Raw genomic sequence first — 16,275 nt, 5'->3', positions numbered from 1 at the left:
GACCATGATGCTCACGATAAGCATGACGACCATGATGCTCACGATAAGCATGACGGTCATGATGCTCACGATAAGCATGACGGTCATGATGCTCACGATAAGCATGACAGCCATGATGCTCACGATAAGCATGATGACCATAGCGAGCACCATCAAAAAGACACTGAGTCACACGGTGAGTTTTCTGCCCAATACACCTTCCATTGTTCAAATCCTACTGAACTTCAATCTGTCACTTCGCGCTGGTTTGATACATTTGGTCAGACAGAAAAAATCAGTGTCCAAGCGATCACTGATAAAGGTGTCTCTGCCGGCGAGCTTACGCCAACGTCAAGAACCATTCGTTTCTAGTACAGGAAGGCCTCATCACTGAGGCCTTAAGTATCATCATGTTATTAATAAAAGATCTTTTCTTTCGATGGCCAGGACAGTCTGAGTGGCAGATTGATATCCCGCATTTTGAAGTCGGTGCCAATGAGAAAGTGTTTCTCAAAGGCGCAAGTGGTTGCGGTAAATCTACACTGCTGGGTTTGGTTGCAGGCATTAATGTCGCGCAATCAGGCTCGTTGTACATTCAGGATATCGACATTTCGCTGTTGAAAGGTGCTAAGCGCGATGTATTTCGCGCCGATCATTTGGGGTACATTTTTCAGCAGTTCAACCTTTTGCCGTATCTGTCTGTTTTAGATAATGTCACGCTACCGTGTCGATTTTCGTCGATGCGAAAACAGCGTGTGAACGGTGATTTGAACCAAGAAGCCACTCGTCTATTGAGCGCACTGGCCCTGCCGGATGCGTGTTTGAATAAGCCCGTGACCGAACTAAGCATTGGTCAGCAGCAACGCGTTGCCGCAGCTCGCGCACTGATTGGCCGACCAGCATTGTTGCTTGCTGATGAACCCACTTCTGCACTGGATGTAGATAGTCGTAACGCGTTTATCTCGCTATTAATGAAAGAATGCGACCATGCGGAAACTAGCCTGCTGTTTGTCAGTCATGATCATACGCTGGAAACGCATTTCGACCGAGCGGTGTCACTGTCCGAGATCAACCGCAGTGTATCGAATAAGGTGGTGGTGTAAATGGCCATATTCCGATTGGCGATTCAAAGCTTAACTAACCGAAAAGCGACGGCTTTTCTCACGATTCTGACTGTGGCAATCTCTGTGGCGTTACTGCTAGGTGTGGAGCGTGTTCGTACTCAAGCGAAAGAAAGTTTTGCCAACACTATTTCTGGCACAGATTTGATTGTTGGTGCGCGATCTGGGCAAGTGAACTTACTGCTTTATTCGGTGTTTCGTATTGGCAATGCTACCAATAACATTGGTTGGGACAGCGTTGAAGAAATTCAGCGTCATCCGTCGGTGGCATGGTCTATCCCCATTTCCCTGGGCGACTCTCATCGAGGTTTCCGTGTGGTAGGTACAACGGGAGACTACTTCACGCATTACAAATACGGGAATAAACAGCCACTCACGTTTACTCAAGGGCTGCCATTTAATGGCCTGTTTGATACCGTGATTGGCGCTGAAGTCGCGGAAAAACTCGAGTATAAACTGGGTGATGACATCGTCATTGCGCATGGACTGGCGGACAGAAAGTTCAGTCGTCACGATAATCTGCCTTTTACCATCACTGGTATTCTGGCACCGACAGGCACGCCCGTAGACCGGAGCGTACATGTCTCTCTACCTGCGATTGAAGCGATTCACATCGGTTGGGAAAGTGGTGCTCGAATGGGGGTAGGTGTTAGCGCGGAAGGCATTGACCCTGATAAGCTACAACCTGAACAAATTACGGCGCTCTTAGTAGGATTGAAAAGTAAAATTCAAACCTTTGCCTTGCTACGCACCATTAACGAATATAAGCGAGAGCCGCTGACCGCTATCATGCCTGGCATTGCACTGCATGAATTGTGGGGGCTGATGTCCGTGGCTGAACAAGCCTTGTTGGTGGTGTCAGGATTTGTGGTGGTTGCAGGCTTGCTGGGAATGCTTTCTAGCCTACTGACAAGCTTGAATGAGCGACGACGAGAGATGGCGATTTTGCGCGCCATGGGTGCAAGGCCAGCACATATCTTTGCACTGTTGATCAGCGAAGCGGTGTGTTTAACTTTGCTTGGCATCATGCTCGGGATTGCTTCTGTGTTTGCAGTCATCACCATTGCCGCCCCGTTTGTGTTAAGCCAATACGGCTTACAACTTTCAGCGACATTATTAAATAGCCGCGAATGGATGCTAATGGGCATTGTGCTTGTGGCAGGACTATTGGTGGGCGTGTTGCCTGCGTTGCGCGCGTATCGCCAATCACTATCAGATGGCATGACCATACGGATATAACATGATGAAAAAATGGCTTCTATTAATGGCGACTTGTTTGCCATTGTTCGTTCAAGCAAATGAGACATTGACGTTGGATTGGATTGACCTGATCCCAGAGTCAGAACGCAATCAATTCAATGACAGAGGCATGCCAATGGTCAATCACGAAAGTGATGATCCTCAGCAAAACTTAGTGGGAAGTATTCGTTCTGAGTTGAATAACAGCCAGGTGAAAATCCCCGGTTTTGTTATCCCGCTGGAAGGTGATGCCAACACAGTGACGGAATTTTTATTGGTGCCATTTTTTGGCGCGTGTATTCACGTACCGCCCCCGCCCCCTAACCAAATTGTGTATGTGAAATTTGATAAAGGTGCGCCAGTCCACGAGCTTTGGGATGTGGTGTATGTGATTGGGACGTTGAAAACGGAAACTGTGTCACATGATCTCGCTCAAGCAGGGTATTTGCTTGAGGGTGTGTCGATAGAAGCTTACGACGAATAGGCAAAGCGATTAAAACGTTCACAAAACGCTACTTGAAGGCGCCCAATATTAGGGCGGTTTTTTGTAGAAGGGTATTCAGTTAAATGTTAATCGCCATCAGGGATAAGGCCACGTCGAGATTGACTGCGTTTAACATTAGAAAAGTAAACCGTTTGGGCGGGAACTTCATTAGCATTATTCGCGGTTTTATAACGAGAAAGGAAAGAACGATAAAGGCCATATTTAAAGTACACGATCGATGCATCCATCGTCTGTCCTTGATAGCCCACTTTTTGCTCGCCGTTCACCCATACATCGAAAAAACCGGATGGATCGGTTGCCCACCGAACGTTCACTTCAATGTGATGCCAACGGCCGCGAAGGTCTTTGTCATCAATAAGTGCGTAATACTCGGTTGTCTGCCCTAAGACTTGATTATCAAGGTGATAGCCGCCAGCACTATTTTGAAACATCCAAACGGGGTGCGAGCCCTTTTGGTGAAACTGCCCAAGTGACGCTTTCGTTGGGAAAACATTCACATAGTCGTCGGGGAAGTAGATAGACCAGCCGTACCAGTATTCACTGTTTACGTGGGTTGATTTGTTTATCTCCGATAACTCACTTCGTTCTCGATCTTTTTTACAATCATTCCAACCATCGTTTAAAGAACAATCACCGGGGCGAACGTCGAATATTTCTATTAATTCAGTTGGCGCACTACCGGTGAGATCGGGCGTGATCTGATAACCGTGGGTCGTTGAATTTAAAGAGCGCTGAAACGGACCAAAACCACTGCTATCGATGCCGGAGGAGCAACCGCTTAGCAGCATAGCAAATACGAAAGCGATAACGTCTACAAGGTTGAAATTGATTGTATTCTTTGGCGTGTGAGGCTTTCGAGCATGGCGGCAAAACATCGATCACCTCATGGTTTGAAATCATCATTTTATAGTAGACCACAGCAGCTTAGGGTTCTCGTTACACCTGAGTCGGAAACAGAGTATTTAAGGTGTTGTCGATCCATAACATCACCTTGTCCCAACCGCGTGTTTTCTTCTTGATGGCACTTAGTGTGAGCAGTGGTGGGCTCGAAAGTTCGGCAGTTGAGAGCGTTTTGACGGAGCCCTCCATCCAATCATGGTTAATGATATGTTCCGGCACAAAAGCCCAGCCAAGGTTCCGATTAACCAGTCCTGAAATATAGTAGTAGCTGTCAACATGCCAATAGCGAGGAGAAAGAGGCTGTTCTTGCGAAGAACCTAAACGGTCTCGAATTGCGAGCTGGCGATGTTTAACTAAGTCATCTTCGTGCGGGTGATCAATTGCCGAAAGAGGGTGCTGAGGCGAAGCAATCAATACTTGTTTTACCGTGGTGATGTCGTACCAATCGAGTGACTCAGACAAAGGTTTGACGCGAAAGATAAACCCGATGTCTGCTCGGCCTTCGTTAACCCATGTCGCGATATCATCCTGAGACCCATTCAAAATAGTGAGCTTTAGCTCCGGAAAACTATCGGCCATCATTTCAAACAAAGTTTCAAAAGTTTGGATAGGAACGGCTTCATCCATGGCGACCGTGAATGCGACAGGCTCACCTTTAGTGACCGCCATCGCGCGTGAGTTCATGCGTTGGCACTGCTGCAAGATAGCCTTGGCGTCAACGAGCATTTCTTTCCCCGCATTGGTCAACACCGGTAGTTTGGCACTGCGATCAAATAAATCAAACCCTAGGTCGACTTCTAAGTTTGCAATGGCAGTGCTAACGCGAGATTGCGCTTTGCCGAGCTTGCGTGCTGCAGCAGAAAATGACCCAGCCTCGGCTGCTTCTGTAAAGGCTTTGAGTTGTTCGAGTGTCCACTGCATGATGTCACCTATGTATCCGCTTTGAGGATTGATTGTAACTTTTATCTATATCAAAACAACGTCAAACTCGTACCCGTCTCTTTCCTTTTTTAAGTTCACTGTTTATGCATACCACCGATTTAAAACAGAGTGATTCCATCACCAAAACGTTTTGGCGTTTCACCATCCCTGCTATTGCTGCAATGATCGTCAACGGACTCTATCAATTAGTGGACGGTATTTTTGTTGGGCACTACATTGGCGCAGAAGGGTTAGCAGCCATCAACATTGCTTGGCCAGTGATTGCCGTTGTCGGTGGTTTGGGGTTAATGGTAGGCATGGGGGCTGGCAGTTTAGTCTCCATCTACCGTGGTGAAGGTAACCTACACAAAGCGAGAAGCGCCATGGCGACAGGGCTTGTATTAGCGTTGGGGCTGGCAATTGTCGCATCGGTTTATTTGTATTGCTTCAGTGCTTCACTGATTGGTTTACAAGGGGCCTCGGGGTTGGCACATGGTTATGCATCCGATTATCTGATGGTGTTTGAGTTAGGCGCATTGGCAACGGTTGTTGCCGGTGCATTGCCTTTTTTGATACGAAATGACGACAGTCCTTTTGTGGCAACGTCCATGATGGTCGTCGGCGCATTGACCAATATCGTTCTCGATTACCTGTTTATCGGTGTGATGTCGTGGGGTCTGAAAGGCGCTGCATTTGCAACAGTGTTGGCACAATTAGTCAGCGTTGTCATAGGCCTGGCTTATCTGTGTTCATCCCGTTCGTTTCTTGGGGTATTTCGTCACAAGGTAAAGCTTAGTTTTGCTGACGCAAAACAGAGCTTGGTCCTTGGGTGTTCGTCGCTTGTCATGTTTATGTATTACGGTGTGCTTGTTGGTTTTCACAACCGTTTATTTGCCGAATATGGAACACCAGTGAGTGTCGCCGCTTTCGCCGTTGTGGGTTATTTGATGACACTGTACTACGTGGTAGCAGAAGGTATCGCTGAGGGTATGCAGCCGCAAGTGAGCTTTTATCATGGGGAAAAGTCGTACGCCAAGATAGCTAATGTGGCAAAGCTAGCCTCATTGGTGTCACTTGTCGCAGGATTGGCTTGGTTAGCGGTGTTGAATGTATTTCCGGACGTTGTTATTGGCATGTTTAGCAGTGGCAATGAGGCGCTCTTACAACAAGCAACACTGGGTATTCGTTTACACCTGTCTGCTATGTATCTTGATGGGCTGATCATTCTCGCATCAATGTATTTTCTATCGGTGGGCAAGGGCGGAAAAGCACTGGGTATATCTGTCGCCAATATGCTGGTCCAGTTTCCGTTCCTGTATGTATTGCCAAAATTTTACGGAGTTGAAGGCGTGTGGTTAGCGATGCCTATCTCTAATATTGTGCTTGCATCGATTGTTTTGCCTGTGATGTGGAACGATATTTATAGACAGAAACGTAAGCAGTTCGCGCTAACGCATGCAATCGCGTAGTTTTCTTTTCTAATGGGTTCCTCGGCTCGAGAAAAAAGGGAGCGAATGCTCCCTGATTGATTGAGACAAGAAGATTAGAACTCTCCCCACTCAATTTCATCATCTTCTTCGTTTTTCTGCGTTCTAGCGAATTTTTTCTGTGGAGGTTTAACGCTACGCATTGTTTTTAAGTTCGGCGTTTTAATAGCATCATTTCTGCCAGAAACGGTAAAAAATTCCATCATGGCGCTCATGTCTTGCGCCTGAGAGAGCATGCTTTCACCCGCCGTTGTGGCTTCTTCCACAAGTGCTGCGTTTTGTTGAGTCATGGTGTCCATACGATTGACGGCGATATTCACTTGTTCAATGCCGGAGCTTTGACCTTGTGCCGCTTCACTGATGTCAGACATTTTGTTGCTGACCTCTTCAACCATATTGACAATTTCTTGCAGTGTCTCGCCGGATTCAGCGACCAACTCCGCACCATCTTCTACTTTTTTGTTCGTATCGCGGATCAGCTCTTTGATTTGTTTGGCGGCCTCTGCCGAACGCTGTGCGAGGTTTCGTACTTCGCCTGCCACAACAGCAAACCCACGGCCTTGTTCACCTGCACGTGCTGCCTCTACGGCTGCATTAAGCGCCAGCAAGTTTGTTTGGAAGGCGATTTCATCAATGACACCAATAATGTCGGAAATCTTATTACTGGCTCCGCTGATTTGATCCATGGCGGTGATGGTTCTCATCACCACATTTCCTCCTTCACGAGCTTTTAGTCGCGCGTCTTCACTCAATTTGTTGGCGACTTTGGCATTGTCTGCGCTTTGTTTAACCGTATCGGTCATGCTTTCCATGCTTGCTGCAGTCTCTTGTAGCGATGTTGCCTGCTCTTCGGTGCGTTGACTTAAATCTCGATTACCTGATGCGATTTCATTGGAAGAGTTGGAAATGGTTTCTGATGCGAGGCGGATATTGTCAATGACTTGAGTCAGCCTATCAATGCTGGCATTGGTGTCGGCTTTCAGTTGGGCAAAGCGACCGTTGTAGCTTTTTTCAATTCGTTGTGTGAGGTCGCCTTTGGCCATTGCACTTAAAATGCGCTGCACGTCTTCGAGTGCGGCGTCGGTATTGTTGGTCAGAGAGTTCAAGCCTTGTGCGAGTTTGTACAAGAACCCTTTCTTGTCATCGAGAGAAAGTTGTTTAGAGAAGTCTCCGCGTGTCGCGGCCTCTACCATCTGATCAATTTCACGCTCTATGGCGACTTCAGCGGTGCGGTCTGTCCACTCTATAACGGTACCAATTCTTTCATTGTGTTCGTCAATAATCGCATTGACAGCAATGGCCATAATGCGATTACCAACGGGCATTTGCATTTCATGTGTGTCATCAATATGTTCGAGTAATTGTCGCTGATGCGCAGGATTCTTATGAAAGAAATCAATGTTCTGCCCGAGGATGTCATCGGGATTAAAGTGCGGGATCACCTGAGCAAAATCATCTCTTGCTTCTCTCAGCAATGCCTGAGACGCACTATTGAGGTAAATGATGTCGAAATTTCTGTCTGCAATCATAGTGTTGGTAGAAACGTTGTCCAGCGCCTGACGAACACGAGCATTCTCCTCCGCTTGAATTTTCGCATCATGCTCGAGGTTTGCTTTTATTCGTTCAGAAGCTTCTACATTTTCTAGGGAAGTGTTGGTTGCCTGCTTGATCGATAAGAGATCGCCACGAAGATCAGTTTCAATACGATGACTGAAATCGCCTTCTGCTAAGCCCTCCATCACTTTTTTTATGTCACCAATTGCTGCTTGCATACTATCCATCAGCGTGTTGAATGCATCAGCAGATTGGCCCAGTTCGTCTTTGGTTCTCACCACTACTCGTGCTGAGAAGTCTCCAGTTAGCGCAACGGCTTCCAAGTTTTCAGTTAGTTTCAACACAGGGTGAGTGAGCGACCTCGTCACCACAAGTGCAATCAACGTGATGATCATTACACCGGACAGCAGCGCAATACCAATCATCCATTTCATGGTGCTGACTTGGCTAAAGGCTTCTGATTCGTCAATTTCGGCTACAAGTGCCCATTTTTTGTCGCCAAATTCAAGAGGCGTGTATGCAGTTAAAACAGAGATACCCCGATAGTCATTGATGATGTCAAAACCTGTTTCACCTGCGATAGCTTTTAAGGTGGCGATGGTTTTGATGCTTCCTTCTTCAGGTGTGGCAAATGAAGCATTAACGGAATGACTGATATCGGACAAGAACGAATCTGATCGCATCAAAAAGTCAGATCCTACAAGATAAGTCTCACCGGTTTCCCCCATGCCTGTGCGCTGCAACATGATATCGTTAATTTCTGCGACAGAAAGCTGCAATACGGCTACCGCGAGAGTGTTGCCGCCTAAATCAGTGATTGGAGCGCCAATGAGTGCGGCAGGTTTGTTGTCGTGAGGAGCATACCGCTGATAATCTTGAACACTAATGTCGTTACTGGAAACGACATTTCGAAACAAGGTGGCGAGGGGACTGTTCTTTAACGGCCCTGAAATGAGATTCGCGCCAAGGTCGGATCTTTTTTGTGCGGTGTAAACCACGTGACCAGTGTCGGCTTGGATAATGAAAACGTCGGTATAGCCGTAGACATTGACATAATCACTGAGGGTTTTTCCGTTGACGCTCCAGATTTCTTCGTATTCATATGTGTCAGTAGGAAAGGGATCATCACGTTCGACATCTTCATCTGCAGCGTAGAATTGAAGCAATTTTTGAATTTGCTTGGTGTCTTCACTGCCGGAAAGGATCATCGTGTCTTTGCGAGCACGACTAAAATAGGACTCGATTTGATCCTTTTTAACTTCTCGCATACTGACAAGCTGTGCAAACGCTTGATCTTGTAACGCAGCACTTGATGTTGTAAGTGCCAAATACCCAACAACAAGAATGGGTAATACGCCAGTGAACAAGAAGATAAGAAGTAGCTTTACTTTTAGCTTTGCAAACATTCGAGACCCTTTTTTTTACCAGCGAGTGCGATGTCAGCATACTCTCGCTTTTCGTTTCATTGTGTTCAGTGACTCACCGAAAAACTATTTGACTGACCAATGTGAAGGCGTGACTTCGATTTCCCACAGTGGCATGTTGGCCATTCTAAATGGTGAGTAATTCACGTTTCTATTGACGGCTAACACCTTGTTTGGCGTTGGGACAAACAACATGTACCCGTTGTTATATGCATGACGCATGATTTTGTCAGAGACGTCATCAAACTCAGGTGTTCCCGCCGATTCGCGGAACATCTTTTCGATGTATCCATCCAAAGTGCTGTCTGGGAAGATGGTGCTCCACGCATTGTGTGTGCGATAGACAAAAAATGCCGACCAGGGGTGGTTGTAATACCAATCGTCATTACCCCAAACGAGGAGATCCCAATCTTCAGTGTTCTTTTTAGCGTTAGTAGTAAGCAACTGACCAAAGACATCTTTCTCACTAGATGTGATGGTGAAATTGAGTTTTACGCCAACTTTGCGTAAGTCACGGTCGATACCTTTCCAGATGTACATAAAACGGTCTTGCGTATATACGTTGAGTTCAAGTCCATCTAAAGTTTTCTTGAGCTCGTCACGAATGGATTTGGGGTTTTGCACTTCAGAATAGGCTTTGAGGTTTTTCACCACTTTGTCTACACCAGGATAGAGAGGCGCAGCGAGTGTTGGGCTTATCTGACCTTCGCCTGCGTAGTTCTTTTCAAGTAAGCGGCGTTGGTCTATTGCCTTGTTGAGAGCGACACGAACATCTTTGTCAAGAAGGCGCTTGTTGCCCGTTCGCATGTTGATGTGAATAGCGATGTTGTTGGTTGACGGTGCACTCACAAGTTTGGCAAATCGTGATTGTTCGACTCGTTTCTTCTCAGAAAAGGGTATTGGCATAATGTCGAGAGCGGCATCGTTATCAATAGCCATCTCTAGTGCTTGGTTGGAGTCGAGCTCGGTATAGACGGTCACCGTTTCAATCTTTGGAAATTCAGAATTCCAATAGTTAGGATTAGCCACTAAAACTGCTTTGGGTGTTTGACGATCACCTTCAATGTACCCTTCTTTGAGAATGTAGGGCCCCAAGCCGTAAGGGCCTGGTTCGGCAAGGTTCGGGCATGTTGGTTTGCCGTTCCAACCAAATTTGTCGAGATAGGCTTGGGTGTAGAACTGAATCCAAATAGCATCGTTTAGGAATTGACCATACTTTTCTGTGAGATGAAATCGAACGGTGTAGTCATCTACTTTTTCTGCGCGATCAAAAACCGTGTCTATTTTCGTAAATAAAAACGGGTCTTCCTTGAAAAATTTCATGTTCATTAATACCGCGTCGGCATTAAATGGTGTGCCATCTTGAAACTTCACACCCTGTCGTAAATTGAACTCGTAGGTTGTGTCGTCAACTTTTCTATGTGAAACCGCCATGTCGTAGTCCCAACCGCGATCGTTATTTGCAGGTCTCAGAAGCGCGCCATTGATCGAATGTGAAATATATAAGTAAGGAAGGCTGGGAATAAAGACTTTCAAATGTGAGCCGGGTTCTGGTGCTGCCAAGGACACCATCGGGGAAATGATGAATAACGAGATAACGCTTTTGACGAGTGAGTTAACAAGTTTCATATTGACTACCTTGATTTACCATCTGACAGTTAAAAGTCGGTGTATTGGTTTTTCTCCTTAAAAAGTGTAGTTAATCAAAGACTCATTTATGAGAGCGTTGAATCATAAATAAATCTATTTAATTTATCTTCTTGAATTTTTTGGATTTATTTTTATATTGGCGTGAATGATTGAAGCCATGTTGAACCGTGTACTTTTCCAGTAAGAAAAGCATGATGTTTTCTCTAACTATCTGAAAAGTAAAACGCACAGGACACAGGCAAGACGCTATGATTGTTAGGTATGTCAAACAAACGTTTCGGAGAAGAATATGAAGGTTATTGCTTTTGCCGCTTCCAGCAGTAAAGCGTCAATTAATAAGCAGTTGGTCACTCACGCGGTTAGCATGATTGATGGTGCTGACGCTGAGATCTTGGATCTCAATGATTACGAACTTCCCTTGTTCAGCGTTGATCGAGAACAGGAGTTAGGCCAGCCAGAAAAAGCTAAGGCGTTTTTCGCGAAAATTGGCGAAGCGGACGCGCTGGTTATTTCGTTTGCGGAGCACAATGGGTCTTATAGTGCGGCTTACAAAAATGTGTTCGATTGGGCGTCTCGTATTAATCAAAAAGTCTTTCAAGGTAAGAAAGTGGTGATGCTATCAACATCGCCAGGGCCGGGCGGGGCGAAAAATGTACTTGCTGCGGCGTCAGCGTCATGCCCTCATTTTGACGGTGATTTAAAAGCATCACTGTCGATCCCTTCGTTTTTTGACAACTTTGATACGGAAGTGGGTGTTTTAAGCAATGACTCCCTTTCAGTCCGACTTGCTGAAGCGATGCAAACTCTTCTCTGATCCCATCTTTACTGCATTGGCGGGCAAATAACCGCCTTTGTTGTCTTGTCGCATTTTGTAACATCTTAATTCTGCATATCTACAATTCTGTCGCAATTTTGTGTGTCGTACAGCTTTCAGAAAGGATAGCTTGGCATACTAGGGTCGGCTTGCCATTTTGTTGCTACATATGTCATTTTACTGCAACAAATGTCACGTCTTATTTTGGCGATGAGCCCAATAATATCACTATAAATTATCGCTATTCTTTTTTGCGTTTGTCTCAATGCAAACAGGTTAGGTGAGGAGAGAAAAATGATTAAACGGAAGTTATTGCTTCCTGCGCTGATTAGCGCATCAGTGCTTGTAGGTTGTGGTGGGCAAGAAGCTCAACAGAAGGGTGGCTTCTTGCCTATCGTTGATATCCAATCTGCTGAAGTGATTGATTATCAGCCACAACAAACGTTTGTCGGACGAACCGAAGCGATGGAGGATGTCAGCATTGTTCCTCAAGTTTCTGGTTACTTAACCGAGCGATATTTTACCGAAGGTGAAATGGTCATAGAAGGCCAACGTCTTTTCCAAATTGACCCCGCTATTTATCGCGCGAAGGTCGCCAGTGCTGAGGCATCTGTGGCGCAAGCAGAGGCTGGCGTGACGAATACCGCGTTGGATTTTGAACGTGGGAAAGATTTGTTACCTCGTGGAGGTATTAGCCAATCTGAGTTTGACCGTTTGACCGCAGTAAAGCTGCAAGCTGAAGCCGCCTTGAAGGCAGCGCAAGCGCAACTGCAAGCCGCTGAAACTGACATGTCTCACACCGAAATCGTCGCGCCATTCACTGGGCGTATCAGTGAAAGCTTGGCCAGTATTGGTGATTTGGTTTCTCCCTCCACTGGCGTTCTCACCACCATCGTTAGCCTTGACCCGATGCAGGCATCATTTTCTATGAGTGAGAAGCAACGTCTGGCTGCGGGTGCTGACAGAATGTCAGGCAACGGCGAGGGCGGCGCAAAACGTGTTGAAGTGTTCCTAAGTATGGGTAATGGGTACGACTATGAGCATGCTGGTAAGTTGGACTACGTCGGTAACCGCATTGACGTTAACACGGGCACCATTGCGCTGCGCGCAAAATTCCCTAACCCGAGTTATCGCCTGCTTCCGGGGCAATATGTTGAAGTTATCGTCAAAGAAAAAGCCACCACGCCACACATTGTTGTGCCGCGTTTGTCGGTTCAGACCGACCTAGAAGGTGATTTCGTGATGGTACTGAAAGAAGGCAATGTCGCTGAGCGTCGTAACGTGAAGCTTGGCCCTCAAACGGAACAAGGTGTCATTGTATTAAGCGGCCTAGTAGAAGACGAGCAAGTGTTGACCAAAGGTTTGCAGCGTGTTCGAAATGGCATGACAGTTCGCCTTCAAGGCCAAGGGGCATAAGCTGATATGTTAAGTCGCTTTTTTATTAACCGCCCAAAATTTGCGCTGGTTATCTCCATCATTCTGACGCTCTCAGGTCTCATCGCATTGTTGAACCTGCCAGTCGCTGAATACCCTCGAATCAGTCCACCTTCTGTTAGTGTGACGGCGTTTTACGCAGGTGCCAGTGCTGAGGTGGTTGAGCAAGCCATCGCAGACCCGATAGAAACATCGGTCAATGGCGTGGAAAACATGATCTACATGTCTTCCAAAAGTGCTAATGATGGCTCTTACAGTTTAAACGTGACCTTTGATATCGGCACTGACCCTGATATGGCACAGGTCAACGTACAAAACCGTGTTGCACAAATAGAATCAAAGCTGCCGCAAGAAGTGCGTCAGATTGGTGTCACGGTGAAGAAGCGTTCGCCGGACTTGTTAATGGTACTGAACTTCTATGCGCCTGACGGCAAATACGATGAACAGTTTCTGGTTAACTACATCAACCTGAATGTCAAAGACCAAATTGCACGAGTCAAAGGCATCAGTGATGTCAATGTGCTTGGTGGTGGCGAATACTCGATGCGTGTTTGGCTTAACCCAGAAAAAATGGCCAATCTAGGCATCACCACGTCAGATGTGCGTTCTGTGCTTGCTGAGCAAAACGTTCAGGTTGCCGCGGGTGATATTGGCGCGCCGCCATTCAACAACGCACAAGAAATGACGTTCAAACTGGTGACACAAGGTCGCCTGAGCTCGGTGGATGAGTTTAAAGACGTGGTTGTTCGCGCAAATGCGGACGGCACCATGGTGTACCTGAAAGATATCGCTGATGTGTCCTTGGGCCGCAAGTCTTACTCGGGTAACGGCAATTTCCGCGAACAGCCTGCCTCTATCGTGATCTTGAACCTGCAATCTGACGCTAACGCGCTGGAAAGTGGGGGGATGGTCATGGAGCGTTTAGAACAGCTCTCTCAGAGCTTCCCTGAAGGGATGAGCTATGAGACCAGTTATGACACGACGCTGTTTGTCTCTGAGTCTATCAAAGGCGTCGTTGTCACGCTGATAGAAGCGATATTGCTGGTTATTGCGGTGACCTACCTTTTCCTTGGTAGTTTCCGTTCTACTTTGATCCCCGTTGTCGCGATCCCTGTGTCACTTGTGGGTACGTTTGCCATCATGTTGGCGGCGGGCTTTACCATCAACACCGTGACGCTGTTTGGTTTGATTTTGGCCATCGGTATTGTGGTGGATGATGCCATCTTGGTTATCGAAAACGTTGATACCAACATGGCAAAAGATCCGTCTTTGACGCCTCGCCAAGCGACATTGCTTGCGATGAAGGAAGTGACGGGTCCCATTATTACGTCGACGATGGTGTTGCTGGCCGTGTTCTTACCCGTGGCAATGTTGCCGGGTATTACCGGGATCATGTACCGCCAATTCGCATTGACGATATGTATTTCCGTTCTGATCTCGTCAATTAACGCACTGACCTTGTCACCTGCAATGTGCTCCCTTGTGCTCAAGCAAGGTAAAGACAATCACGCGCGTTGGTTTACGGCATTTAACCGTGGCTTAGAAAGCGTTACTAACAAATACGGCGCGATTGCAGGCTTCTTAGTCCGTAAAACTGCGGTGTTGGGTGTGCTATTTATCGTTGCAGTCAGTGCGGCAGGTTACTTTGCTACAACCACATCAACAGGGTTTGTACCGCAAGAAGATAAAGGTGTTCTGCTGATCAACGTTCAGCTACCGGATGCTGCTTCTTTGTCACGTACAGAGGAAGTGACCAGAAAGCTGAATGACATTGTGACCAGCGAACCGGGTGTTGAAGGGGCTACCGTTGCTAACGGCTACGCATTCTTGACGGGTGCTTCTGCATCAAACGGTGCGTCAATGTTTGTGAAATTGAAGGATTGGGAAACGCGTCAAGCACTTGATGGTGACCACTCCTCGTTTGACATTATTAACCGAATCAATGGGGCTGCTGCCATGCAGTTACCGGAAGCGATTGTGTTCACTATGGGTCCACCTGCTGTTCCGGGGATGGGACCGGCGTCTGGCTTCGAGTTTGTATTGGAAGATACGCTTGGCCGAAGTCGTGGTGATTTGGCCATGGTGTCACAACAGTTGATGGAAGCGGCTAACCAGCAGCCGGAAATTGCGAGTACGTTTAGTACGTTCCGCGCGAATGTTCCGCATTTCTACGTTGATATTGACCGTGAGAAAGCCAAGCAACTGGGTATTCCTCTGTCCGAAATTTTCACTACGCTTCAAGGCAACTTGGCGTCGATGTATGTGAATGATTTCAGTTTGTACGGCAAGAGCTACCGTGTGACGATTCAGGCTGATGCGGATTTCCGTAACGATTTGGATTCATTGAGTCGTTTCCATGTTCGCTCTAACTCGGGTGAAATGATCCCACTGGGTACTTTGATTGATATCGAGCAGGTGTTCGAACCGGATGTCGCATGGCGTTACAACATGTATCGTTCTGCTGTCATCCAAGGGTCACCTGCGCCAGGCTACTCGTCAGGTGATGCGATTGAAGCGATGGAACGTGTTGCGGCAGAACAACTGCCACAAGGTTACCAATATGAGTGGACGGGAATGGCCTATCAGGAGAAACAGGCAGGCAGTTTGGCGATCTATGCCTTTGGTCTTGCGCTGATCTTCATCTACCTGTTTATGGTGGCACAGTATGAAAGTTGGACGATTCCACTGGCGATCATTCTGGTGGTTCCGGTTGCAACCTTGGGTTCCTTCCTCGCTCTCGCTGCCACTGGCACACCGCTTAACTTGTACGCGCAAATTGGTCTGGTTCTGTTGATTGCGATGGCCGCTAAAAATGCCATTTTGATCGTTGAATTTGCTAAAAATGAGCGTGAACAGAATGAACACCCAATTAGTGACTCTGCAGTGATGGGCGGCAAGCTGCGTTTCCGCGCGGTGAACATGACGTCTTGGTCATTCATTCTCGGCATCATGCCGTTAGTCTTTGCGAGTGGGGCGGGTAACATCAGCCAGAACTCACTGGGTATATCACTGGCAGGTGGTTTGCTCTGCGTGTTGTTGGCGGGTACGTTCTTTATCCCTGGCTTCTTTGCCATTATCCAGCGACTGCGTGAGAAGTATCACGGCGGCTCCACTAAGTTGATTGAAGTGGAAGACGAAAAATAATCAAGCGAGCGCTATGACCGCCGAATGCGGCCAAGTTTGATATGAAAAAGGCATCCTCGGATGCCTTTTCTTTTTTGTTTTCATTTATACCAATTAGGATAAG

Annotated in this window: 12 protein-coding genes; 8 read left to right on the top strand and 4 right to left on the bottom strand. The window is 46.9% G+C overall.

Features of this window, described 5'->3' with window-relative positions:
- The 4 genes from ACED36_RS03100 to ACED36_RS03085 all read left to right on the top strand — a co-directional run.
- The coding region (locus ACED36_RS03100; RefSeq protein WP_371732772.1) for a DUF2796 domain-containing protein at nt 1-351 on the top strand (351 nt) is incomplete at its 5' end.
- Nucleotides 352-389: 38 nt separating this feature from the next.
- Nucleotides 390-1,082 carry an ABC transporter ATP-binding protein gene (locus ACED36_RS03095; RefSeq protein WP_371732771.1) on the top strand — a complete coding sequence of 231 codons (693 nt, stop codon included), beginning with the start codon at nt 390-392 and terminating at the stop codon, nt 1,080-1,082.
- The gene (locus ACED36_RS03090) at nt 1,083-2,339 is read left to right on the top strand and encodes an ABC transporter permease (RefSeq protein WP_017003753.1); all 1,257 of its coding nucleotides are present in this window, start codon (nt 1,083-1,085) and stop codon (nt 2,337-2,339) included.
- Nucleotide 2,340: 1 nt separating this feature from the next.
- Nucleotides 2,341-2,823 carry a DUF3299 domain-containing protein gene (locus tag ACED36_RS03085; protein WP_017003752.1) on the top strand — a complete coding sequence of 161 codons (483 nt, stop codon included), beginning with the start codon at nt 2,341-2,343 and terminating at the stop codon, nt 2,821-2,823.
- An 86-nt stretch (nt 2,824-2,909) separates the two neighbouring features.
- Here ACED36_RS03085 and ACED36_RS03080 read toward each other — a convergent pair whose 3' ends face one another.
- Nucleotides 2,910-3,719: a heparin lyase I family protein gene (locus ACED36_RS03080; RefSeq protein WP_371732770.1), complete on the bottom strand. Its 810-nt coding sequence runs from the start codon at nt 3,717-3,719 to the stop codon at nt 2,910-2,912.
- Nucleotides 3,720-3,780: 61 nt separating this feature from the next.
- Nucleotides 3,781-4,665 carry a LysR family transcriptional regulator gene (locus ACED36_RS03075; RefSeq protein ID WP_371732769.1) on the bottom strand — a complete coding sequence of 295 codons (885 nt, stop codon included), beginning with the start codon at nt 4,663-4,665 and terminating at the stop codon, nt 3,781-3,783.
- A gap of 104 nt (nt 4,666-4,769) precedes the next feature.
- On the opposite strand from ACED36_RS03075, the gene ACED36_RS03070 reads away from it, so the two are divergent.
- A complete protein-coding gene (locus tag ACED36_RS03070; protein WP_016958373.1) occupies nt 4,770-6,134 on the top strand; it encodes an MATE family efflux transporter in 1,365 nt (454 codons plus the stop codon).
- 74 nt (nt 6,135-6,208) lie between these two features.
- Here the strand turns inward: ACED36_RS03070 and ACED36_RS03065 are convergent, their stop codons facing one another.
- A complete protein-coding gene (locus tag ACED36_RS03065; RefSeq protein ID WP_371732768.1) occupies nt 6,209-9,112 on the bottom strand; it encodes a methyl-accepting chemotaxis protein in 2,904 nt (967 codons plus the stop codon).
- Between the two features lie 84 nt (nt 9,113-9,196).
- Nucleotides 9,197-10,759 carry an ABC transporter substrate-binding protein gene (locus ACED36_RS03060; RefSeq protein WP_016959659.1) on the bottom strand — a complete coding sequence of 521 codons (1,563 nt, stop codon included), beginning with the start codon at nt 10,757-10,759 and terminating at the stop codon, nt 9,197-9,199.
- A gap of 310 nt (nt 10,760-11,069) precedes the next feature.
- On the opposite strand from ACED36_RS03060, the gene ACED36_RS03055 reads away from it, so the two are divergent.
- The 3 genes from ACED36_RS03055 to ACED36_RS03045 all read left to right on the top strand — a co-directional run bounded on the left by ACED36_RS03055 (nt 11,070) and on the right by ACED36_RS03045 (nt 16,172).
- The gene (locus ACED36_RS03055) at nt 11,070-11,594 is read left to right on the top strand and encodes an NADPH-dependent FMN reductase (RefSeq protein WP_016959658.1); all 525 of its coding nucleotides are present in this window, start codon (nt 11,070-11,072) and stop codon (nt 11,592-11,594) included.
- 294 nt (nt 11,595-11,888) lie between these two features.
- Nucleotides 11,889-13,010 (top strand): efflux RND transporter periplasmic adaptor subunit, encoded by a 1,122-nt coding sequence (locus ACED36_RS03050; RefSeq protein WP_017006044.1) that lies wholly within the window; start codon nt 11,889-11,891, stop codon nt 13,008-13,010.
- 6 nt (nt 13,011-13,016) lie between these two features.
- Nucleotides 13,017-16,172, top strand: a complete 3,156-nt coding sequence (locus ACED36_RS03045; RefSeq protein ID WP_017003748.1) for an efflux RND transporter permease subunit — start codon at nt 13,017-13,019, stop codon at nt 16,170-16,172.
- Nucleotides 16,173-16,275: the final 103 nt, after the last annotated feature.

It is taken from the genome of Enterovibrio sp. FF113, from assembly GCF_041439165.1.
Lineage (GTDB): Bacteria > Pseudomonadota > Gammaproteobacteria > Enterobacterales > Vibrionaceae > Enterovibrio > Enterovibrio norvegicus_A.
Note: the sequence above shows the minus strand (reverse complement) of the source record. Positions and strands in the feature narration are given on the sequence as shown.

Bases quoted from the DNA above. Each gene is read 5' to 3' on its own strand.
- ACED36_RS03090 (WP_017003753.1), top strand. From the start codon at position 1,083: ATGGCCATATTCCGATTGGCGATTCAAAGCTTAACTAACCGAAAAGCG.
- ACED36_RS03075 (WP_371732769.1), bottom strand. From the start codon at position 4,665: ATGCAGTGGACACTCGAACAACTCAAAGCCTTTACAGAAGCAGCCGAG.
- ACED36_RS03070 (WP_016958373.1), top strand. From the start codon at position 4,770: ATGCATACCACCGATTTAAAACAGAGTGATTCCATCACCAAAACGTTT.
- ACED36_RS03045 (WP_017003748.1), top strand. From the start codon at position 13,017: ATGTTAAGTCGCTTTTTTATTAACCGCCCAAAATTTGCGCTGGTTATC.
- ACED36_RS03065 (WP_371732768.1), bottom strand. From the start codon at position 9,112: ATGTTTGCAAAGCTAAAAGTAAAGCTACTTCTTATCTTCTTGTTCACT.
- ACED36_RS03080 (WP_371732770.1), bottom strand. From the start codon at position 3,719: ATGTTTTGCCGCCATGCTCGAAAGCCTCACACGCCAAAGAATACAATC.
- ACED36_RS03060 (WP_016959659.1), bottom strand. From the start codon at position 10,759: ATGAAACTTGTTAACTCACTCGTCAAAAGCGTTATCTCGTTATTCATC.
- ACED36_RS03050 (WP_017006044.1), top strand. From the start codon at position 11,889: ATGATTAAACGGAAGTTATTGCTTCCTGCGCTGATTAGCGCATCAGTG.
- ACED36_RS03085 (WP_017003752.1), top strand. From the start codon at position 2,341: ATGATGAAAAAATGGCTTCTATTAATGGCGACTTGTTTGCCATTGTTC.
- ACED36_RS03055 (WP_016959658.1), top strand. From the start codon at position 11,070: ATGAAGGTTATTGCTTTTGCCGCTTCCAGCAGTAAAGCGTCAATTAAT.
- ACED36_RS03095 (WP_371732771.1), top strand. From the start codon at position 390: ATGTTATTAATAAAAGATCTTTTCTTTCGATGGCCAGGACAGTCTGAG.